Raw genomic sequence first — 19,732 nt, forward strand, 5'->3', positions numbered from 1 at the left:
CTGGCGTTGACTTTTGGCACGCTGTTGAGTTCTCAAGGAACGGTCGCTTCCTTTGTACTCACCCTCTCGGGCTTTCCTCCGGGCTTCCCTTCGGTCTTGCGTTTCCGACTCTATCAGATCCTTTTTCGATCCGATTCCCTGTCGGCGGGATTTGCCGTGAGGCCTTGGCTTTCGCTCGTCGGCCTTTCGACATTCACTACGTTAGCCGATTCGCCGTCCAACTCATAATCGAGTCTGTCGGCATCGAATTCAGGCATGCGGGCACACCGAATTCGCCCCTGCTGAGGGGAGTGACTAGGTAGTGGGTTGGCCGCTTCCGACTGCTGGCGATTGCCGTACCCGGTTCAGCGGCTCGGGCCACATTACGCACCTTGCGGGGACGCGTCAACTTCGGCGGCGCCTCGGGACATGGGCGCGATAGGGGCTCACCGTCGGGTCGTCGGCGACCCAGAAGCGCCAGGGGTGCACGGCCCCGTCGCCTGACACCCCGGTGCGAGGGCCGTTGAGTACCTGGTCGGAGGGCACGGGAGTGCCGGTCAGCATGCGGAGGGGGGTGTCCTCGGGAGTGCACGCGTCCGTGCCGTCCAGGGAGCGGTCCACGCCCAGGGCCGTGGCCAGTCGGGCCGGGCCTTTGGCCAGTTCCTTGTCGTTGCGGGCCGAGAGTCGACGGGTGCGGGCCAGTTCGGCGCCCTCGATGATCTCGCCGGCGCGGAGCAGGACCGCGCTCGCTTTGTCCTCCGGACCGCACACCAGGTTCATGCAGAACCACATGCCATAGGTGAAGTAGACGTAGACGTGTCCGGGCGGACCGAACATCACGTCGTTGCGGGCCGTGCGACCGCGATAGGCGTGGGAGCCGGGGTCGTCGGAGCCGTCATAGGCCTCGACCTCTGTGAGGCGGAGGGCGATCGGACCGTCCGGGGTGGTGCGTACCAGGATGCGGCCGAGGAGATCAGGGGCGACATCGAGGACGGGCCGGTCGAAGAACTCCCTGGACAGGGGCGTACGGTCGGGGGTCGCGATCATGCCGTCCGAGGGTACTAAAGACGTGTGGTGCGGCGGGGTGGCCAGCGGGCACCGGTATTGCCAGGGTGAGGGCATGGAACCGGCCACGGCCGGATCGCGTTTGTATGGATCAAGGATCCACCCGTAGTGGGCGAGAGGGAGAGACATGGCGTTCAAGAAGCTGCTCGCGAGCCTGGGGGCCGGCGGGGCTTCGGTCGAGACGGTGCTGCACGAGGTCAACGTCGTGCCGGGCGGTGTCGTCCAGGGTGAGGTGCGGATCCAGGGCGGGTCCGTGAACCAGCAGATCGAGGGGCTCTCGGTCGGGCTGCAGGCCAAGGTCGAGGTGGAGAGCGGCGACCAGGAGTACAAGCAGGACATCGAGTTCACGAAGTCGCGGCTGGGCGGGGCGTTCGAGCTCCAGGCGAACGCGGTGCACGCGGTGCCGTTCGGGCTGGAGATCCCGTGGGAGACCCCGATCACGATGATCGACGGGCAGACGCTGCGCTCGATGCACATCGGTGTCTCCACGGAGCTGGAGATCGCGCGGGCCGTGGACTCGGGTGACCTGGACCCGATCAACGTGCACCCGCTGCCGGCGCAGAAGGCGATCCTGGACGCGTTCATCCAGCTGGGCTTCCGGTTCAAGAACGCGGACATGGAGCGCGGTGTCATCCGGGGTACGCGGCAGAAGCTGCCGTTCTACCAGGAGATCGAGTTCTACCCGCCGCAGCAGTACCGGGGGCTGAACCAGGTCGAGCTGAGCTTCGTGGCCGACGAGCAGGCCATGGACGTGGTGCTCGAGATGGACAAGAAGCCGGGGCTGTTCAGCGAGGGCAGTGACACGTTCCGCTCGTTCAAGGTGGGGCTCCAGGACTACCAGGGCACCGACTGGACCGCGTACCTCAACCAGTGGCTGTCCGAGGTCGGCAGCAAGCGCAACTGGTTCTAGGCTCGGGGCTGACTGAACGAATCGATCAGGAGGTACCGAGGTGACCGAGCTCAAGCGGCGGCCGCTCCCCCACGACTTCCATCCGCCCGTACCGTCGTTCACGGTCACGAGCAAGGATGTCGAGGAGGGTGCGACGCTCCAGGACGCTCAGGTCTACGCGGCCGGCAACACCTCGCCGCAGTTGCGGTGGGAGGGCTTCCCGCCCGAGACCAAGAGCTTCGCCGTGACCTGCTACGACCCCGACGCCCCTACGGGCAGCGGGTTCTGGCACTGGGTGCTGTTCGACATTCCGGGCTCGGTGACCGAGCTGCCGGTGGGTGCGGGCAGCGGCGCGTTCGAGGGTCTGCCCGAGGGCGCGATCCAGGCGCGTAACGACTACGGCAGCAAGGAGTTCGGTGGTGCCGCCCCGCCACCCGGGGACGGTCCGCACCGTTACGTGTTCACGGTGTACGCCGTGGATACGGAGAAGCTCGGTCCGGATGCCGAGGCTTCGCCCGCCGTCGTGGGCTTCAACCTGCGGTTTCACACGATCGGGCGGGCCCAGCTGATCGGTGAGTACGAGGTGCCTGCCGAAGGCTGAGCAAGCCGCCTCACGATCCCAGCGTTCACGGAACGTTTGCCCGCTCCTGGTCTTGGAATTGATCAGGAGCGGGCATTTTTGTTGCCGGGGGCACGGGGGTCACCCCCCGTGAGAGCAGCAGATATTGCGTTGTCCATCTCGGCGTGCCCGGCCAGAGTTGATCCCAGCCCGCCAGGGGGTGGGCCGGTGCACACGGGAGGTGGGCTGGTATGCGGGACACGCTGGTACTCAACGCGAGCTTCGAGCCGCTGTCGACGGTAACGCTGAACCGAGCCGTCGTTCTGGTGCTTCAGGACAAGGCCGTCGTCGAGCAGGCCCACCCCGAACTGCGGATGCGGGGAGCCGCGGTCGACATACCGGCGCCCCGTGTGATCAGGCTCTGCCAGTACGTACGGGTGCCCTTCCGAAGACGAGCGCCGTGGTCGAGGCGGGGTGTGCTGGTCCGGGACCGGAACCGGTGCGCGTACTGCGGGAGGCGGGCGACGACTGTCGACCACGTGGTGCCGCGGTCGCGGGGCGGGCAGGACACGTGGCTGAACACGGTGGCCTCGTGTGCGGAGGACAATCACCGCAAGGCGAATCGGACTCCGGTGGAGGCGGGTATGCCGTTGCTTCGGGAGCCGTTCGAGCCGACGCCGGCGGACGCGATGCTGCTGGCGCTGGGGCAGGACGACTTCGACGCGCTGCCGGAGTGGCTGGCGCAGCCCGCTGCCTAGCTGACATACGAAGGGGCCCGCTTCCAGAGAAGCGGGCCCCTTCGATGTGCCGGTCGTGCGTGCCCGGTCAGTCGATGGACGGCTTCTCGCGGCGTTCCTGGGCGGGGACGCCGGCTCCGGACGCGCCTCCGTTGCCGCCGGAACCGCCGCCGATGCCGCCGAAGTTGCCCATGGCGCCGGACAGGCCCTTGAGGGCGTCGCCGATCTCGCTGGGGACGATCCAGAGCTTGTTGGCGTCGCCCTCGGCGATCTTCGGGAGCATCTGGAGGTACTGGTAGGAGAGGAGCTTCTGGTCCGGGTCTCCGGCGTGGATGGCCTCGAAGACCGTACGGACGGCCTGGGCCTCACCTTCGGCGCGCAGGGCGGCCGCCTTGGCCTCACCTTCGGCGCGCAGGATCTGGGACTGCTTCTCGCCCTCGGCGCGCAGGATCTCGGACTGCCGGACACCTTCGGCCTGGAGGATGGCGGCGCGCTTGTCGCGGTCGGCGCGCATCTGCTTCTCCATCGAGTCCTGGATGGAGGTGGGCGGTTCGATCGCCTTGAGCTCGACGCGGTTGACGCGAATGCCCCACTTGCCGGTGGCCTCGTCGAGGACGCCGCGCAGGGCCGCGTTGATCTCCTCGCGGGAGGTCAGGGTCCGCTCCAGGTCCATGCCGCCGATGATGTTGCGCAGCGTGGTGACGGTGAGCTGCTCGATCGCCTGGATGTAGCTGGCGACTTCGTAGGTCGCGGCCCGTGCGTCGGTGACCTGGTAGTAGATGACGGTGTCGATGTTCACGACCAGGTTGTCCTGGGTGATCACCGGCTGCGGCGGGAAGGGGACGACCTGTTCGCGCAGGTCGATGCGGTTGCGGATGGTGTCGATGAACGGGACGACGATGTTCAGGCCCGCGTTCAGTGTCCGCGTGTAGCGGCCGAAGCGCTCGACGATGGCCGCGCTGGCCTGTGGGATGACTTGGATCGTCTTGATCAGGGCGATGAAGACCAACACCACCAGAATGATCAGGACGATGATGACCGGTTCCATCGTCGTTCCCCGTACCCTTCTCCGCCTCGGCGACTTCGGCAGATCTTATGGTTGTCGAAGATCTTGCTGGTCGAGTCTGACAGACCGTCGCGTAGCTGGCGAGGAGTTCACTCCAGTTACGTCCTGCGAGGTCACATGACGATCGCAGTGGCTCCCTCGATGTCCACGACGTCCACTTCCTGGCCTACTTCGTAAGCACGGTCGGTGTCGAGGGCGCGGGCCGACCAGACCTCTCCGGCCAGCTTGATCCGGCCGCCTGAGGCGTCGACGCGTTCCAGGACGACGGCTTGTCGGCCCTTCAACGCGTCCACGCCCGTGGCGAGTTGGGGCCGCTGGGCGCGATGCCGGTTCGCGATGGGCCGTACGACGGCGATGCCTGCGGTCGAGATGACGGCGAAGACCACCACCTGTGCGACGGCTCCGCCACCGAAGACGCCGGTGACCGCCGCCGCGGCGACGGCGCCCACCGCGAGCATGCCGAGTTCGGGCATCGCGGTGACCACGAGCGCGATGCCGAGCGCTGCCGCGCCGATCAGCCACCACAGCCATGCGTCGATTTCCACATGGTCATGGTAGGACCGACGCCCCTGTCGCCGACAGGGCGCCCAGCGTGTGAAATGCCGTTCTTACTCTGGGATTTGTGTGGTCTGGGGGCGGGTCAGGACAGCGGGAGGCCCTGTGCGGTCCAGCGCTCGCCCGCCTGTTCGACGACGAGCGGAAGGCCGAAGCAGAGGGAGAGGTTGCGGGAGGTGAGTTCGAGCTCGAGCGGGCCGGCGGCGAGGACCTTGCCCTGGCGGATCATGAGGACGTGGGTGAAGCCCGGGGGGATCTCCTCGACGTGGTGGGTGACCATGAGCATCGAGGGGGCGATGGGGTCGCGGGCGAGCCGGCCGAGGCGGCGGACGAGGTCCTCGCGGCCGCCGAGGTCGAGTCCGGCGGCGGGCTCGTCGAGGAGGAGCAGCTCGGGGTCGGTCATCAGGGCGCGGGCGATGAGCGTGCGCTTGCGCTCGCCCTCGGAGAGCGAGCCGAACCTGCGCTCCAGGTAGTCGCTCATGCCGAGGCGGTCGAGGAAGGCGCGGGCGCGCCGCTCGTCGATCTCCTCGTAGTCCTCGTGCCAGGTGGCGGTCATGCCGTACGCGGCGGTCAGCACGGTCTCCAGGACCGTCTGGCGCTTGGGCAGCTTCTCGGTCATGGCGATGCCGGCCATGCCGATGCGCGGGCGCAGCTCGAAGACGTCGGTGCCGGGCCTGCCGAGGGTCTCGCCGAGGATGGCGGCGGTGCCCGAGCTGGGGAAGAGGTAGGTGGAAGCGAGGTTGAGGAGGGTGGTCTTGCCGGCGCCGTTCGGGCCCAGGATGACCCAGCGCTCGCCCTCCTTGACCGACCAGGAGACCTGGTCCACCAGAGCCCGGCCCTCGCGGACCACGGATACGTCCTGAAGCTCCAGAACATCGCTCATGAGCGCGTTGTCTCCCCTTGCAGTGTGGCCGGTCTCGGCTGTCGCGTAAGCCTGTGGCTCGGTCCGCCGCGCCGGTGGGCGCAGCCCTCCATGAAATCTACGCCACCGGTCGGTCCGGGCATTCCCTCGGTCCGGGTCTTGGGCTCTCTTAGGGTGGGGGCATGCTCTCGGAACCACGTGCTGGACGTCTTGCAGCTTGGGGAAATGCCCTTTTGGCCGGACTTGTCTCACCTGATGACGCCGTGCTCGCCATCGTCGGGGAGGACGCGGTGCACCGGGTGGAGGGGCTGCCCGGGGAGCCGACGCCCGTCGGGCTGACGCTCGCGCTGGGGCGGCTGCGGACGCTCGGGGTGACCGGGCTGCGGCTCGCGCTGCCGGCGCCCGGGCATCCGCTGGGGCTGAGCGGGCCGCCGGAGTTCAACGCGCGTGCGCTGGACGCCGAGGAGGCCGTGGTCTGTTACGGCGCCGCGTTCGGGCTGGTGCCGGAGGTGTACGAGGCCGGGCCCGAGGGTGATGTGCATGTCGAGGTCGTATGGCATGTGCTGCCCGTGCGGGAGGCGCCGCCCGCAGATGTGCCGTCGCTGGGTGAGGCCGAGCGGGAGCTGGCGGAGGCCCTTCGCGAGGCGACGGAGGTGCTGACGCGGCTGGATGTGGCCGGGTCGGGGCCGGTGGCCGAGGCGGCGATCGATGCGTATCGGGCGCGGGCCGAGCGGGGGCGGGAGGTGCTGGCGCCGGGGTATCCGTCGCGGGCGGTGCGGGTGCTGGAGCTGGCGCAGCGGGTGGGGACGTTGATCGTGGTGGCGACGGAGAGTGGGCACGGGGGTGCGGTGAGTGCGTCCGAGATGGGGGCGCGGCGGGAGGCGTTGCGGCCGGTGGAGCGGACGGCTCGGCGGGCGCAGGTCGCGGCGTACAACTCCGTTGTGGAGGAGCGGGAGCGGGGGGTGCGGTGACGGTCGGGTGCCGGGTGCTCGGCGTTTGTGCTGGGGCCGGGTGGGTGCGCAGCCCGGCGTAGCGGGGTGCCTCCCCCACTCTCGGCTTCGCTCGAGCGGGGGGACCCCCACCCCCCACCCGTGCCGCCCCTGGCGGCACGCATGCCCGCAGCTATGCCGAACGGCCTCCCGGGTGGGGCCGGGAGGCCGGGGTCACCTTCGGCTCGGAAACGGAGGTGAAGTCAGTGGTTGACGGCGAGGTTGCCGAACGCCGGGTTCAGGACGCCGATGACGTTCACGCTGTTGCCGGAGACGTTGACCGGGACGTGCACCGGGGCCTGGACCACGTTGCCCGAGGCGACGCCCGGCGAGCCCACGGCGCTGCCGTCGGCGTGCGAGCCGCTCGTGGCGGAGGCCATGCCCGCACCGGCGGCGAGCAGTCCACCGGTCACCATCGTCACGGCAGCGGCCTTCTTCAGGTTCTTCACTTCTGAGCCCTCCTTGCGATCGCCGCGGCAGGCGCCGCGGCACGCACTGGAGAACGGCGGAGACCCACCGAGGATGCGCCATGCGAGGGACATTCCCACGACAGTATGAATCTCGGTCCGGAGTGGAACCTTCCGTTGCCATGGGGTGAGCAGGTCAGCCGGTCACACCATGGCGAACGGCCCACAGGGCGGCCTGGGTTCGGTCGGACAGGTCGAGCTTCATCAGGATGTTCGAGACGTGGGTCTTGACGGTCTTCTCGGAGAGGACGAGCGCGCGGGCGATCTCCCGGTTGGAGCGGCCGTCCGCTATCAGGCCGAGCACCTCGCGCTCCCGGTCGGTGAGCGAGCCGGCCCTTCCCGGCCCCGAGTTGGCCTCCTCCTGGGACAGCAGGGCGCCGGCGACCTCCGGCTGGAGGAGGATGTGCCCGGCGTGGACGGAGCGGATGGCTCCGGCGAGGGCGTCGGGGTCTACGTCCTTGTACACGTAGCCGGCGGCGCCCGCGCGCAGGGCCGGGACCACCGTGCGCTGTTCGGTGAAGCTGGTGACGACCAGCACGCGCGCCGGGTTGTCGAGTTCGCGGAGTCTGCGCAGGGCGTCGACGCCGTCCATGCCCGGCATCTTGACGTCCATGAGGATGACGTCGGGCCTCAGCTCCTCCGCGCGGTCCACTCCTTCGGCGCCGTCCGCGGCCTCGCCGACGACCTCTATGTCGTCCTGCACCTCGAGGAAGGTGCGCAGGCCCCGGCGGACGACCTGGTGGTCGTCGACGAGCAGTACCTTGATCGCGTCAGCCACCGGGGACCTCCATCTCGATCGTGGTGCCCTTGCCAGGCACCGATTCCACGGTCAGCGTGCCGCCGGCCCCACTCGCCCGGTCCCGCATGGAGACCAGGCCCAGATGGCGCCCCGCGCGCCGCACCGCCTGCGGGTCGAAGCCGCAGCCGTCGTCCGCGACCCGCAGGACGGCTCCGCCGTCGCGGCGGTCCAGGGTCACGTCGACGTGGTCGGCGCCGGAGTGGCGCAGGGCGTTGTGCAGGGCCTCCTGGGCGACGCGCAGGACGGCTTCCTCCTGGGAAGCCGGCAGGGCCTTCACGCCACGGCAGGTGAAGGTCACACGGGCGGTGTGGGCGCGGTCGAGGACCTGCACCTGCGTGCGCAGGGTGGCCACGAGGCCGTCCTCGTCGAGGGCGGCGGGGCGCAACTCGACGACCGCGGCGCGCAGTTCGTCGGCGGCCTCGGCGGCCAGCACCGCCACCTGATGGAGTTCGCCCTTGGCGCGGGAGGGGTCCCGGTCCACCAGGCGGGCCGCGGCCTGGGCCGTGAGGCGCAGGGAGAAGAGCTTCTGGCTGACCGCGTCGTGCAGTTCGTGCGCGAGGCGGGAGCGCTCCTCGGCGATGGTCAGTTCACGGCTGCGTTCGTAGAGGCGGGCGTTGGTGAGGGCGATGGCCGCGTGCTGGGCGAGGATGCCGAGGAGTTCCTCGTCGTCGGCCGTGAAGCCGCAGCCGCCTTCGGGCTTCTCGCAGTTCTTGTTGGCGAGGAAGAGCGCGCCGATGACCTCGTCGCCGTCGCGGATCGGCAGGCCCAGGAAGTCGACCAGGTCGGGGTGGGCCTTCGGCCAGCCCTCGAAGCGGGGGTCCTTGCGGACGTCGGCGAGGCGCTCGGACCTGGCCTCGTGCAGCATCGCGGCGAGGATGCCGTGCTGGCGCGGGAGGGGGCCGATGGCCTTCCACTGTTCCTCGCTGACGCCGTCGACCACGAACTGGGCGAAGCCTCCGTGATCGTCCGGCACGCCGAGCGCGGCGTACTGCGCGTCGAGCAGCTCGCGGGCCGAGGCGGTGATCGTCTTGAGGACGTCGCGCACCTCGAGATGCCTGCTCATGGCCAGCAACGCCGAACTCACCGCTGCGAGGCCGGACCGGGGACCGTGACTCATGTCCTCACGGTACCGGCGGGCTGTGACAGCGCGGATCGGACCAGTGGCGGCGGGTGCCCGGTCCGGTGGGCCTAGGTCTCGGGGCCGAGCCGGAAGGGCGCGCGCGGCCTAGGGCCTGTCTGACAAATCCCCGTCGTCCGCCCGAAGGGCGGGCTCCGCGGCGTCTGGTGCGTGCGATCGCAAGGCGCCGGAGCGTCCTCGTGGCGGAGCCACGTGGGCGGTTCGGCAACGCGGCGAGCGTGCGTGCCAGGCGTCGCGGAGCAGGCGTGGATTTGTCAGACAGGCCCTAGGACCGGGGGCGCCGGGCCTGTGGCTTAGGGCGAAGGGACCCGGTGGATTGCGGCCCGCGTCCGAGGTGGTCCGGGCGGCTCCGTTCCTACGTTGAGGGCACGCGATCACGAGGAGGGAGCCGATCATGCCGGTTGCGATCATCACCGGGGCCTCGAAGGGCCTTGGCCGTGCGCTCGCCGAGGCCCTGGCGGGCCGGGGCTGGGATTTGGTGCTCGACGCCAGGGGCTCCGAGGCGCTGACGGAGGCGGCCGGGGCCGTCTCCGCGTACGGCACGCGCGTGACCGCCCTGCCCGGGGACGTCACCGACGCCGGGCACCGGGCGGAGCTGGTGTCGGCGGCGGAGCGGCGGGGCGGTCTCGACCTGCTGATGCACAACGCGAGCGCGCTGGGCGCCGAGCCGCTGGTGCGACTGGAGGAGCTGTCCCTGGAGGGGCTGCGCCGGGCCCTGGAGGTGAACCTGGTGGCGGGTCTCGGCCTGGTCCAGGAGGCGCTGCCGCTGCTGCGGGCTTCGGGGTCGGGCACGGTCGTCGCCGTCAGCTCGGACGCGGCCGCCGAGGCGTACGAGACCTGGGGCGGCTACGGGGCGTCCAAGGCGGCTCTGGACCAGCTGGTGGCGGTGCTCGCCGTGGAGGAGCCGGGGCTGCGGGTCTGGGCGGTGGATCCCGGGGACATGGCGACCGAACTGTATGCGGCGGCAGTACCGGACGATCATGATCCGCGGCCGGATCCGGCGGCTGTGGTGCCGGGGTTCCTGCGGCTGCTGGACGAGCGTCCGGCGAGCGGGCGGTACGGAGCTCCGGCTCTGCTGGAGGGGACCCGATGACACCGGCCGTGCGCGTGCCGGAGGAACTGTCGGCCCGGGTGCCGGTCGAGCAGCGGGGGCCCGGGCTGGACCGGGACGCCGTACGGATGCTGGTGTCGCGGGGTGCGGGGGTGGCGCATCACACGTTCACGGAGCTGCCGCGGCTGTTGCGGGCGGGGGATCTGCTCGTGGTCAACACCTCGGCCACGCTGGCGGCTGCCGTCGACGGGCGGCTCGGGCACGCGCGCGTGGTGGTGCACTTCTCCACCCATGGGGATGACGGTCGCTGGGCGGTGGAGCTGCGGGAGCCCGACGGGCGGGGCACCACGCGCGCGCGGGACGCAGACAGTGCGCGAAGCGCTCTTCGGAGAAGTGGTGGCGGGAGACGGGCGGGAGGGCCCGCGGGTTCGGAGGTGTGCCTTCCGGGAGGGACCCGGCTGGTGCTGGAGGAGCCGCTGAGCGGGCGGAGCGGCCGGTTGTGGTGGGCGCGGGTGTCCGGGCCCGGGATTCCGGGGCTGCTGCGGGAGTACGGGCGGCCCATCCGCTACTCCTACACGGAGCGGGACCAGCCGCTGTCCGTCTACCAGACGGTGTTCGCGCTGCCCTCGGCGGACGGGGCGGGCAGTGCGGAGATGCCGAGTGCGGCGCGGCCCTTCACGACGCGGCTGGTGGCGGAGCTGGTGAGCCGGGGGGTGGGGTTCGCGCCGGTCACGCTGCACACGGGGGTGTCGTCGGCGGAGGCGCACGAGCCGCCGTATCCGGAGCGCTTCGCGGTGCCCGCGGCGTCGGCGCGGCTGATCAACGCCGTGAAGGCCGGTGGGGGCCGGGTGCTGGCGGTCGGGACGACTGCGGTGCGGGCCGTGGAGTCGACGGCGGGTGCCGACGGGGTCGTACGGGCGCGGGCGGGGTGGACCTCGCTCGTGGTGACCCCGGAGCGCGGGGTGCGGGTGGTGGACGGGCTGCTGACCGGGCTGCACGAACCGGAGGCCTCGCATCTGCTGATGCTGGAGGCGGTCGCGGGGCGGGCGGCGGTCGAGCGGGGATACGAGGCTGCGCTGCAAGGCCGCTACCTGTGGCACGAGTTCGGGGACGTGCACCTCGTCCTACCCGGCGAAGCCCCTCACATAGCGCATTGCTCAAGCAACTGGCAGTGAGACGGATCTTCGCCTGATGTGAGCCCTCGCATAGGACCCACGTCACGTACGAAAGGACGTAGGAGACAAACTCGACCTATTGAGCGGGGCAGACGGTCCAGTCTGCCCCGATTTGCCCCTCCCTGATCCACTATCTCCCTTCGTACGTCACACCTTTGCCACGCCATTTTGCGGCCGCTAAGAATGGCTGCCGTCGCTCAGCGCCGTGGGTTCACCTCCGCGGCGTTTGTGTCGGAAACACACCGAGTCCAACGCCGGACGCCGAGCGACTCCCGCGCTATTCGAAGAGGTCCAACCACCATGCCCAAGAACATCTTCAGCCGTGGCCCCAGTCGTAACCTGACCCGTCACCACAAGATCGCCATGGCGGGTGTCGCCACCCTCGGCGCCGCCGCCATCGGGTTCTCCGCGGTGCCGAGCGGTGCTTCGACGAAGACCACGACGGAAGCCGCTCAGTCGGCTCCGGTGGCGTTCAGCAACCAGCAGATCAAGGACGTGAAGGCGAGTGTCACCGACCAGATGGCCGGTGCCAGCCTGAAGGCCGAGCAGATCGAGGCGAAGAAGAAGGCCGACGCCGCGGCTGCCGCCAAGAAGAAGGCCGCCGCCGAGGCCGCGAAGAAGAAGGCCGAGGCCGCGCGCGAGGCCAAGGAGGCCGCGAGCCGCGACGCCAAGCGCGCCGAGGCCAAGAAGGCCGCCAAGAAGACCTACCCGAACAACCTCGACGGCTGGATCCGCGAGTCGCTCGAGATCCTGAAGAAGCACGACATCCCGGCGTCCTACGACGGCATCCACCGGAACATCATCCGTGAGTCGTCCGGTGACCCGAAGGCGATCAACAACTGGGACATCAACGCCATCAACGGCATCCCGTCGAAGGGTCTGCTGCAGGTCATCCCGCCGACCTTCAAGACCTGGCACGTCCCCGGCACCTCCTGGGACATCTACGACCCGGTAGCCAACATCACCGCCGCCTGTAACTACGCGGCCGACAAGTACGGCTCGATGGACAACGTCGACAGCGCGTACTGAGGTAGCGCGGACCTCTGCTCGCTGAACGAGAACGCCGAAGGGCGGCACCCTCCTGACGAGGTGCCGCCCTTCGGGCGTCGTGCGGCGGAGACTACTTGCGCATGACCTCGGGCTCGTGGCGGCGCAGGAAGCGGGCCACGAAGAAGCCGCAGAGCACGCCGAGCGCGAGCAGTGCGCCCATGTCCATGGCCCAGGCCCCGACCGTGTGCTCCCACAGCGGGTCGTTGTCGCCGGCGGTCTCCGGCGGGGCGATCTTGTTGAAGTCCAGCGTGGCACCGGCGGCGGCGACCGCCCAGCGCGACGGCATCAGGAACGAGAACTGGTTGACGCCGATCGAGCCGTGCAGCGTGAACAGGCAGCCGGTGAAGACGACCTGGATGATGGCGAACATCACCAGCAGCGGCATGGTCTTCTCGGCGGTCTTGACCAGCGACGAGATGATCAGGCCGAACATCATCGACGTGAAGCCCAGCGCCATGATCGGGATGGAGAGCTCGACGAGGGTCGCGCTGCCGAGGACCAGGCCCTCCTCGGGGATCTCCCGGCTGGAGAAGCCGATGACGCCGACCAGCAGGCCCTGCAGCACGGTGATCATGCCGAGCACGAACACCTTGGACATCAGATACGCCGAGCGGGACAGGCCGGTGGCGCGCTCCCGCTCGTAGATGACCCGTTCCTTGATCAGCTCACGGACGGAGTTCGCCGCGCCCGCGAAGCAGGCGCCGACCGCGAGGATCAGCAGGACCGTCGTCGCGGTGCCGTTCGGGATGATCCGGCCGGTCTGCGGGTTGGCCGGGTTCGGCAGCAGGCCCTGGTCCGCGTCGATGAGGAGACTGACCGCGCCGAGCACGGCCGGCAGGATCACCATCAGGGCGAGGAAGCCCTTGTCGGACGCGATCACCGAGACGTAGCGCCGCACCAGCGTGACGAACTGCGACATCCAGCCCTGTGGCTTCGGCGGCTTCATCGCCTGCATGGGCGGAACCTGTACGGACTGCGGCGCCACGGCGTCGATGTCCGCTGCGTACATCTGGTAGTGCTGCGAGCCCTTCCAGCGGCCCGCCCAGTCGTAGTCGCGGTAGTTCTCGAAGGCGGAGAAGACATCGGCCCAGGTGTCGTAGCCGAAGAAGTTCAGCGCCTCCTCGGGCGGGCCGAAGTAGGCGACGGCGCCGCCCGGGGCCATCACCAGGAGCTTGTCGCAGATCGCCAGCTCGGCCACGGAGTGGGTGACGACGAGGACCGTTCGGCCGTCGTCGGCGAGGCCGCGCAGCAGCTGCATGACGTCGCGGTCCATGCCCGGGTCGAGGCCGGAGGTGGGCTCGTCCAGGAAGATCAGCGAGGGCTTGGTGAGCAGCTCAAGGGCCACCGAGACGCGCTTGCGCTGGCCACCGGAGAGGGAGGTGACCTTCTTCTCCTTGTGGATGTCGAGCTTCAGCTCGCGCAGCACCTCGTCGATGCGGGCCTCGCGCTCGCGGGCCGTGGTGTCGGCCGGGAAGCGGAGCTTGGCCGCGTACTTCAGCGCCTTCTTGACGGTCAGTTCCTTGTGCAGGATGTCGTCCTGCGGGACCAGACCGATGCGCTGGCGCAGCTCGGCGAACTGCTTGTAGAGGTTCCGGTTGTCGTAGAGGACCTCGCCCTGGTCGGCCGGGCGGTAGCCCGTGAGTGCCTTGAGCAGCGTCGACTTGCCGGAGCCGGACGGTCCGATGACCGCGATGAGCGACTTCTCGGGGACGCCGAAGGAGACGTCCTTGAGGATCTGCTTGCCGCCGTCGACCGTGACGGTCAGATGGCGGGCGGAGAAGGACACCTCACCGGTGTCGACGAACTCCTCGAGCCGGTCGCCGACGATGCGGAACGTCGAGTGGCCGACACCGACGACATCGGCCGGGCCGAGCAACTGCCCGCCGCCCTTGGGGATCGGCAGGCCGTTGACGTACGTGCCGTTGTGCGAGCCGAGGTCGCGGATCTCCATCCGGCCGTCGGGCGTGGCGTGGAACTCGGCGTGGTTCCGGGAGACCTGCAGGTCGGAGACGACCAGCTCGTTCTCCAGGGCACGGCCGATGCGCATCACGCGGCCGAGGGAGAACTGGTGGAACGTGGTGGGGCTGCGGTCGCCGTGGGCCGGCGGCGCCCCCGCGGCGCCGCCGGGAGTCTGCTGCTGCGGGATGTGCCCGCCGGGCTGCTGCGACTGCGGCTGCTGCGGCTGCTGCCAGCCGGCCTGCGGAGCCTGCTGCTGGGAGGGCGCCTGCTGGGCCCAGCCTGGGTTCGCGCCCTGCGCGGCATACGGCTGCTGCTGGGGCTGGGCCTGCGGCGTGGCCACGGAGGCCGCGGTGCCGGAGAGACTCAGTCGCGGTCCGTCGGTGGCGTTGCCCAGGTTCACCGCCGAGCCCGGCCCGAGCTCCATGTGGTGGATCCGCTGACCCTGCACGAACGTGCCGTTGGTGCTGCCATGGTCCTCGATGACCCAACTGCGGCCGTTGAAACTGACCGTGGCGTGACGCCAGGAGACCCTGGCGTCGTCGAAGACGACGTCCCCCTGCGGATCACGTCCGAGGGTATATGCCCTGGACGGATCGAGCGTCCAGGTACGTCCGTTTGATTCCAGTACGAGTTCCGGCACTCCATGCCCCACTGAGTTGTCCCCCGAGTTACCCCCGACATGGGGAGTCTAGGGATGTCGAACATCGGGGGGAACTATTTCAGGAGCGGCCCCCTGACCGAAAGTCGGGCCTTGTGAAAACCGCGCACGGACGCTTCGGCCGATTCCGTTGACGGGGTTGAAACCGGGCCGGAGAGTGGTATTTCGTCGCGAGGGGGACATGGGCGGTGTTCCCGCCGCGCAGCGGATCGGGGGGTCTGCCATGGGTGCCGGTGCAGGTGTCGAGAAGGCGAGTGGCGGCACGCGCGTGCCGTGGGGGGACGTGCTGATGTCCGCCGTCGCCGCCGTGAGCTGGGCGTTGATCGGGATGGCGGGCACGGCGGCGCTGGGGCTGCGGCTGCTGGAGGCGGACGCGGCGGGCTCGTTGGGGCCGATGACCGCGGCGGTGGTGGCCCTTGGGGCGGGTGGTTCGGTCACGCCGTCCGGCGATGTGTCGGTGTTCGGTCTTACCGGTGCGGAGGCGGACACGGCCATCGAGATCACGCCACTGGGGGTGAGCCTGGTCGGGGCGCTGCTGCTGTCGTACTTCTTCCTGCGGTCCTTGCGGGCGGCGGGAGTTGTGATCTCACCGGCCGAACTCCTCGCGCGTGCCGGTGCGGTGGTCGCGTTGTTCGTGGCGATGCTGGGCGGGCTGGCCTGGGCGGGGCACGACGTCATCACGATCGACGGCGGCTCGCTGCGGCTGGACGACCTGACCGGCGGGGGCGGGAGCGGAAGCGGCGGCCTGGACATCCCCGGGCTGGGGGACGTCGGAGACATCGGCGGGCTGTTGCCGGACCGGATCGGGGACCTGGTCGACGCGCGGGCGGCGGTCGGTTTCACGGTCGACACCGTGCCCACGCTGTTCGGCGGGCTCGGATGGTCGGCCGGGATCCTCCTCGTCGCCCTGCTGGCCTCGCGCCGCACCCCGCTGCCCCGGGGGTGGGAGGCCGTGCACCGGGTCGTACGGCCGGCCGTTTCCGCGGTGGTGACCGTACTGCTGGTGGCCGTTGCGGCGGGGTTCGCCGCGGCGGCGTACGCGGCGACTGGTGACGACCGTCCCGAGCGCATCGCCGGCGCGGCGCTGCTCGGCGCGCCGAACGGGGTGTGGCTGGGCGTGCCGATCGGCCTGTTCGTGCCGTGGGACGGCAGGGCCACGGGGGAACTGACCCGTTTCCTGCCGGACCCGCTGGACGACCTGCTCGCGGGCCGACCCGGCCGGCAGGTGACGCTGGCGAGGCTGGCCGAGCTGGACGGGCGGGTGTGGCTGCTCGGGGTGGCGGCCGCGCTGATGATGCTGCTGGCGGGGGTGTTGACGGCGGTGCGGTCGCCGGTGGTGAGCGTCGCGGAGGTGCGGGCGGGGGCGACGGTACGGGGTTCCGGTGCCCTCGGTTTCGCGGGCCGGTGCGCGCTGCGGCTGGGGGTCGTGACCGCGCTGGCCCTGCCGTTGCTGGCCTGGCTGACGGATGTGTCCGTGACGGCCTCCCTGTCCGTGCTCGGCTTCGACGCGTTCGGCGCGGGCATCGAACTGCACGGGCATCTCGGCATGGCCCTGCTGCTGGGCGCGGTGTGGGGCGCGGGGGCCGGGGCCGTGGGGGCGTTGCTGGCGTGGGTGAGCGGGGCCGCCGGGCGGTCGGTGGCGGCGTTGGCCCGGGGGGACGGGTCGACAGGGCCGGGGGGCGGCTCGGGGGCGAGCCGGTACGACGACGAGGGCATGGGCCGGCATGATGGCGCCGGCCGGCACGACAACGACACCGGTTGGCAGGACGAGAGGGCCGGGCGGTCCTGGGACCGGGGCGTTCCGCGAGGCGAGCGGGCGTCGTACGGGAGGGAAGCCGGGCCCTATACGCCGGGGACGCCGTACCGGCCGCCGAACCGGGACACCAATCCGTACCTCCGGGTTCCGGACGAGCTGCGAGAACCGGAGGACGCGCCGCCTGCCGGTGAGGAACGGCGGCCCGGAGAGGCCTGGGGGCGGCCCGGCGACGCGCGCCGGGGCCGGCCTGACGAAGAGCTGCCGGACGCGGGGGCCACCGAGCCCGGGAACGGCGACGTGTACGGCGCGCCCACCGTGGCGCGGCCGGTCGGGCCGCCGCCGCGCGGCCCCCGCCGGCCGCCCGGGCCGCGCGGCGGGAACGGGCCCCCGACCCGGCCGGACGACGGGCCGCCGCCCCCGCCTCCTCCCCCACCACCGCCGCGGAACCCGCGGGGCGGAAGGTGATCCCGAGGGCGGAGGGGCGCGCCTACCGGTGCGTAAGACTCACGCCATCGACGCGACACCCAGTGTTCGCTGTCCGCCAGCCGGACCTCAGGGGCGGTGTGACCTGCCCGCCGGATACGGTGGAAGCACCATGAGCGCATCGCAGACCTCGTCCTCTGACGTCCCCACCCTCCTTGTCAAGATCTTCGGCAAGGACAGGCCGGGCATCACGGCCGGCCTCTTCGACACCCTCGCCGCCTACTCCGTCGACGTCGTCGACATCGAGCAGGTCGTCACCCGTGGCCGGATGGTGCTGTGCGCGCTCGTGACCGAGCCGCCCCCCGGCCTCGAGGGAGATCTGCGGGCGACCGTCCACAGCTGGGCCGAGTCGATGAAGATGCAGGCGGAGATCATCTCCGGCCTCGGCGACAACCGGCCGCGCGGTCTGGGCCGCTCGCTGGTCACCGTGCTCGGGCATCCGCTCACCTCGGAGGCGACCGCCGCGGTCACCGCGCGGATCACCAGGACCGGCGGCAACATCGACCGTATCTTCCGGCTCGCCAAGTACCCCGTGACGGCCGTCGAGTTCGCCGTGTCCGGGGTGGAGACCGAGCCGCTGCGCACCGCCCTGGCGCCGGACGCCGCGAAGCTCGGCATCGACGTGGCCGTCGTCGCCGCCGGCCTGTACCGGCGTGCGCAGCGCCTGGTCGTCATGGACGTCGACTCGACGCTGATCCAGGACGAGGTCATCGAACTGTTCGCCGCGCACGCCGGCTGCGAGGACAAGGTGGCCGAGGTGACGGCGGCCGCGATGCGCGGGGAGCTGGACTTCGAGCAGTCCCTGCACGCGCGCGTGGCGCTGCTTGAGGGGCTGGACGCCTCGGTGGTGGACAAGGTGCGCAGCGAGGTGCGGCTGACGCCGGGCGCCCGCACCCTGATCCGTACGCTGAAGCGGCTCGGCTACCAAGTCGGTGTCGTCTCGGGCGGGTTCACCCAGGTCACCGACGATCTGAAGGAGCGGCTGGGGCTGGACTTCGCCCACGCCAACACACTGGAGATCGTCGACGGCAGGCTGACGGGCAAGGTCACCGGCGAGATCGTCGACCGCGCGGGCAAGGCCCGGCTGCTGCGCCGGTTCGCGGCGGAGGCGGGCGTGCCGCTGTCGCAGACCGTGGCGATCGGTGACGGTGCGAACGACCTGGACATGCTGAACGCGGCCGGTCTCGGCGTCGCCTTCAATGCCAAGCCGGTGGTGCGCGAGGCCGCGCACACCGCGGTGAACTTCCCGTTCCTGGACACGGTCCTGTATCTGCTGGGCGTCACGCGCGAAGAGGTCGAAGCGGCGGACACCCTCGACACGCTCTGAGGCGGACGGGAGGGGCCCGGCACCGCACGCACCGCACCGGTGCCGGGCCCCCTGTCACGGCCCCGCTGTCACGCGGAGACGGTCACTCGGTCGGCGCCCAGTAGTCCCGCAGCGCGGCCACGCCCGGCTCCACGCTCTTCCACGAGCCGGTGAACGACAGGACGGCGAAGGCGGCGGCCGGGAACCCGCGGCGGTCCATCCGCTCGCGGGCGTCGTCCTCGGCCGAGCCCGCCAGGATGTCGGCGAGGCCCTGGACGCCCGGGTTGTGGCCGATCATGAGGACGTTCCGCACATCGTCGGGGGTCTCGTTGAGCAAGGCGATCAGTTCGCCCGGCGAGGCCTCGTAGATCCGCTCTTCGTAGACGGTTTTCGGCCGATGTGGGAACTCATGGACGGCGAGCTTCCAGGTCTCCCGGGTCCGGACCGCGGTGGAGCACAGGGCCAGGTCGACGGGGATGCCGGTGTCGGCCAGCCTGCGCCCGGCCTCCGCCGCGTCTTTTCGGCCCCGGTCAGCGAGCGGACGCTCGTGATCGGTCACTTGTGGCCAGTCGGCTTTCGCATGGCGGAAGAGGACAATCGTGCGGGGTTCTGCGACGCTCATGAGATCCAGCTTCGCATGAAACACGCCATCGAGCGCAGGGAGTTGACCACCGGCTTCGGCCGTGCTCAGCGGGCTGTCAGCTGCTGCAGTCGCTCGAAGAGGTGGGTGACCACGGGGTCACCGGTGGCCGCGTGGGCGCCGGACGGGTTCAGGATCAGGACGAGCAGCGCGGTGAAGAGAAGCGTCGGCAGGGCCAGGGCCCACCAGGGAAGCCGGCTGTCGGCGCCGGACCGGGTCGCCGGGTGGGGCGGGGTCTGCGTAGGGGCCGACATGGGTGCCTCCGCTCTTCGAGTGGCCGGTGGCCCCCCGTCTCGCGGCCACACCTCGAAGCTACGGAATCCGCGGCAGCCAACCCATCCGGTGACCCACCCACTTGACCCTGACCCTCACCCCCTAGGGGACAGGGGGGCTAGCCCCACCATCGGCGGGGCCGGGGCCGGGGCCGGTCACGGCGAGGCGAGCGTCGCGATGACGGCGATGACGATGAAGATCGCGAAGAAGGCGCCGAACACGAGCAGCATCTTCTTCTGACCATGCTGGGGATTCGGATCGAGCACTGGCATGGGG

The 19,732-nt window shown here is 70.4% G+C and carries 21 protein-coding genes; 10 read left to right on the top strand and 11 right to left on the bottom strand.

Annotated elements, in window-relative coordinates; genetic code table 11:
- The coding region (locus tag AC07DF_RS20140) for a hypothetical protein (RefSeq protein WP_478972794.1) at positions 1-228 on the top strand (228 nt) is incomplete at its 5' end.
- A 156-nt stretch (positions 229-384) separates the two neighbouring features.
- Here AC07DF_RS20140 and AC07DF_RS20145 read toward each other — a convergent pair.
- On the bottom strand, positions 385-1,026 hold the full coding sequence (locus AC07DF_RS20145) for a DNA-3-methyladenine glycosylase (RefSeq protein ID WP_478972797.1): 642 nt from the start codon (positions 1,024-1,026) through the stop codon (positions 385-387).
- Between the two features lie 145 nt (positions 1,027-1,171).
- On the opposite strand from AC07DF_RS20145, the gene AC07DF_RS20150 reads away from it, so the two are divergent.
- From AC07DF_RS20150 to AC07DF_RS20160, 3 genes are all read left to right on the top strand, one after another.
- A complete protein-coding gene (locus AC07DF_RS20150) occupies positions 1,172-1,954 on the top strand; it encodes a sporulation protein (protein WP_478972800.1) in 783 nt (260 codons plus the stop codon).
- A gap of 40 nt (positions 1,955-1,994) precedes the next feature.
- Positions 1,995-2,534: a YbhB/YbcL family Raf kinase inhibitor-like protein gene (locus AC07DF_RS20155; RefSeq protein WP_478972803.1), complete on the top strand. Its 540-nt coding sequence runs from the start codon at positions 1,995-1,997 to the stop codon at positions 2,532-2,534.
- A 209-nt stretch (positions 2,535-2,743) separates the two neighbouring features.
- On the top strand, positions 2,744-3,250 hold the full coding sequence (locus AC07DF_RS20160) for an HNH endonuclease (protein ID WP_391108331.1): 507 nt from the start codon (positions 2,744-2,746) through the stop codon (positions 3,248-3,250).
- 67 nt (positions 3,251-3,317) lie between these two features.
- On the opposite strand, the gene AC07DF_RS20165 is transcribed toward AC07DF_RS20160, so the two are convergent.
- The 3 genes from AC07DF_RS20165 to AC07DF_RS20175 form a co-directional block, all read right to left on the bottom strand.
- Positions 3,318-4,277, bottom strand: a complete 960-nt coding sequence (locus AC07DF_RS20165; protein WP_478972807.1) for an SPFH domain-containing protein — start codon at positions 4,275-4,277, stop codon at positions 3,318-3,320.
- 131 nt (positions 4,278-4,408) lie between these two features.
- Positions 4,409-4,840: an NfeD family protein gene (locus AC07DF_RS20170; RefSeq protein ID WP_382591813.1), complete on the bottom strand. Its 432-nt coding sequence runs from the start codon at positions 4,838-4,840 to the stop codon at positions 4,409-4,411.
- Positions 4,841-4,935: 95 nt separating this feature from the next.
- Entirely contained in the window at positions 4,936-5,733 is a 798-nt protein-coding gene (locus AC07DF_RS20175) for an ABC transporter ATP-binding protein (protein ID WP_189730195.1), read from the bottom strand.
- 161 nt (positions 5,734-5,894) lie between these two features.
- On the opposite strand from AC07DF_RS20175, the gene AC07DF_RS20180 reads away from it, so the two are divergent.
- Positions 5,895-6,683 carry a hypothetical protein gene (locus tag AC07DF_RS20180; RefSeq protein ID WP_478972812.1) on the top strand — a complete coding sequence of 263 codons (789 nt, stop codon included), beginning with the start codon at positions 5,895-5,897 and terminating at the stop codon, positions 6,681-6,683.
- A gap of 221 nt (positions 6,684-6,904) precedes the next feature.
- Here the strand turns inward: AC07DF_RS20180 and AC07DF_RS20185 are convergent, their stop codons facing one another.
- From AC07DF_RS20185 to AC07DF_RS20195, 3 genes are all read right to left on the bottom strand, one after another.
- Complete coding sequence (locus AC07DF_RS20185; protein ID WP_382499906.1) at positions 6,905-7,150, bottom strand: chaplin; 246 nt, start codon at positions 7,148-7,150, stop codon at positions 6,905-6,907.
- Positions 7,151-7,304: 154 nt separating this feature from the next.
- Positions 7,305-7,946, bottom strand: coding sequence for a response regulator (locus AC07DF_RS20190; RefSeq protein WP_478972816.1), 642 nt, complete (start codon positions 7,944-7,946; stop codon positions 7,305-7,307).
- Positions 7,939-9,084, bottom strand: coding sequence for a GAF domain-containing sensor histidine kinase (locus tag AC07DF_RS20195; protein ID WP_478972819.1), 1,146 nt, complete (start codon positions 9,082-9,084; stop codon positions 7,939-7,941). The genes AC07DF_RS20190 and AC07DF_RS20195 overlap by 8 nt, the downstream gene beginning before the upstream one ends.
- 415 nt (positions 9,085-9,499) lie before the next feature.
- Here AC07DF_RS20195 and AC07DF_RS20200 point away from each other — a divergent pair, with 415 nt between their 5' ends.
- The 3 genes from AC07DF_RS20200 (at position 9,500) to AC07DF_RS20210 (ending at position 12,360) form a co-directional block, all read left to right on the top strand.
- Positions 9,500-10,198, top strand: coding sequence for an SDR family NAD(P)-dependent oxidoreductase (locus tag AC07DF_RS20200; protein WP_478972822.1), 699 nt, complete (start codon positions 9,500-9,502; stop codon positions 10,196-10,198).
- The gene (locus tag AC07DF_RS20205; RefSeq protein ID WP_478972826.1) at positions 10,195-11,331 is read left to right on the top strand and encodes an S-adenosylmethionine:tRNA ribosyltransferase-isomerase; all 1,137 of its coding nucleotides are present in this window, start codon (positions 10,195-10,197) and stop codon (positions 11,329-11,331) included. The genes AC07DF_RS20200 and AC07DF_RS20205 overlap by 4 nt, the downstream gene beginning before the upstream one ends.
- A gap of 300 nt (positions 11,332-11,631) precedes the next feature.
- Positions 11,632-12,360, top strand: a complete 729-nt coding sequence (locus AC07DF_RS20210; protein ID WP_478972828.1) for a transglycosylase SLT domain-containing protein — start codon at positions 11,632-11,634, stop codon at positions 12,358-12,360.
- Between the two features lie 91 nt (positions 12,361-12,451).
- On the opposite strand, the gene AC07DF_RS20215 is transcribed toward AC07DF_RS20210, so the two are convergent.
- On the bottom strand, positions 12,452-14,980 hold the full coding sequence (locus AC07DF_RS20215) for an ABC transporter ATP-binding protein/permease (RefSeq protein ID WP_478972830.1): 2,529 nt from the start codon (positions 14,978-14,980) through the stop codon (positions 12,452-12,454).
- Between the two features lie 241 nt (positions 14,981-15,221).
- Here AC07DF_RS20215 and AC07DF_RS20220 point away from each other — a divergent pair, with 241 nt between their 5' ends.
- A complete protein-coding gene (locus AC07DF_RS20220; RefSeq protein ID WP_478972833.1) occupies positions 15,222-17,219 on the top strand; it encodes a streptophobe family protein in 1,998 nt (665 codons plus the stop codon).
- 130 nt (positions 17,220-17,349) lie between these two features.
- Positions 17,350-18,564 (top strand): phosphoserine phosphatase SerB, encoded by a 1,215-nt coding sequence (gene serB / locus AC07DF_RS20225; protein WP_478972836.1) that lies wholly within the window; start codon positions 17,350-17,352, stop codon positions 18,562-18,564.
- 82 nt (positions 18,565-18,646) lie between these two features.
- Here serB and AC07DF_RS20230 read toward each other — a convergent pair whose 3' ends face one another.
- The 3 genes from AC07DF_RS20230 to AC07DF_RS20240 all read right to left on the bottom strand — a co-directional run bounded on the left by AC07DF_RS20230 (position 18,647) and on the right by AC07DF_RS20240 (position 19,728).
- Positions 18,647-19,165, bottom strand: a complete 519-nt coding sequence (locus tag AC07DF_RS20230) for a SixA phosphatase family protein (RefSeq protein ID WP_478972839.1) — start codon at positions 19,163-19,165, stop codon at positions 18,647-18,649.
- A 65-nt stretch (positions 19,166-19,230) separates the two neighbouring features.
- The gene (locus tag AC07DF_RS20235) at positions 19,231-19,437 is read right to left on the bottom strand and encodes a hypothetical protein (RefSeq protein WP_478972842.1); all 207 of its coding nucleotides are present in this window, start codon (positions 19,435-19,437) and stop codon (positions 19,231-19,233) included.
- Between the two features lie 174 nt (positions 19,438-19,611).
- The gene (locus tag AC07DF_RS20240; RefSeq protein ID WP_104779641.1) at positions 19,612-19,728 is read right to left on the bottom strand and encodes an SGM_5486 family transporter-associated protein; all 117 of its coding nucleotides are present in this window, start codon (positions 19,726-19,728) and stop codon (positions 19,612-19,614) included.
- Positions 19,729-19,732 lie beyond the last annotated feature (4 nt).

The organism is Streptomyces sp. NPDC044719 (assembly GCF_056433405.1).

Excerpts from the sequence above, each read along its gene's own strand:
- AC07DF_RS20230 (WP_478972839.1), bottom strand. The coding sequence starts at position 19,165 with ATGAGCGTCGCAGAACCCCGCACGATTGTCCTCTTCCGCCATGCGAAA.
- AC07DF_RS20205 (WP_478972826.1), top strand. The coding sequence starts at position 10,195 with ATGACACCGGCCGTGCGCGTGCCGGAGGAACTGTCGGCCCGGGTGCCG.
- AC07DF_RS20235 (WP_478972842.1), bottom strand. The coding sequence starts at position 19,437 with ATGTCGGCCCCTACGCAGACCCCGCCCCACCCGGCGACCCGGTCCGGC.
- AC07DF_RS20160 (WP_391108331.1), top strand. The coding sequence starts at position 2,744 with ATGCGGGACACGCTGGTACTCAACGCGAGCTTCGAGCCGCTGTCGACG.
- AC07DF_RS20145 (WP_478972797.1), bottom strand. The coding sequence starts at position 1,026 with ATGATCGCGACCCCCGACCGTACGCCCCTGTCCAGGGAGTTCTTCGAC.
- AC07DF_RS20175 (WP_189730195.1), bottom strand. The coding sequence starts at position 5,733 with ATGAGCGATGTTCTGGAGCTTCAGGACGTATCCGTGGTCCGCGAGGGC.
- AC07DF_RS20210 (WP_478972828.1), top strand. The coding sequence starts at position 11,632 with ATGCCCAAGAACATCTTCAGCCGTGGCCCCAGTCGTAACCTGACCCGT.
- AC07DF_RS20150 (WP_478972800.1), top strand. The coding sequence starts at position 1,172 with ATGGCGTTCAAGAAGCTGCTCGCGAGCCTGGGGGCCGGCGGGGCTTCG.
- AC07DF_RS20200 (WP_478972822.1), top strand. The coding sequence starts at position 9,500 with ATGCCGGTTGCGATCATCACCGGGGCCTCGAAGGGCCTTGGCCGTGCG.
- AC07DF_RS20240 (WP_104779641.1), bottom strand. The coding sequence starts at position 19,728 with ATGCCAGTGCTCGATCCGAATCCCCAGCATGGTCAGAAGAAGATGCTG.
- serB (WP_478972836.1), top strand. The coding sequence starts at position 17,350 with ATGAGCGCATCGCAGACCTCGTCCTCTGACGTCCCCACCCTCCTTGTC.
- AC07DF_RS20195 (WP_478972819.1), bottom strand. The coding sequence starts at position 9,084 with ATGAGTCACGGTCCCCGGTCCGGCCTCGCAGCGGTGAGTTCGGCGTTG.
- AC07DF_RS20165 (WP_478972807.1), bottom strand. The coding sequence starts at position 4,277 with ATGGAACCGGTCATCATCGTCCTGATCATTCTGGTGGTGTTGGTCTTC.
- AC07DF_RS20180 (WP_478972812.1), top strand. The coding sequence starts at position 5,895 with ATGCTCTCGGAACCACGTGCTGGACGTCTTGCAGCTTGGGGAAATGCC.
- AC07DF_RS20220 (WP_478972833.1), top strand. The coding sequence starts at position 15,222 with ATGGGTGCCGGTGCAGGTGTCGAGAAGGCGAGTGGCGGCACGCGCGTG.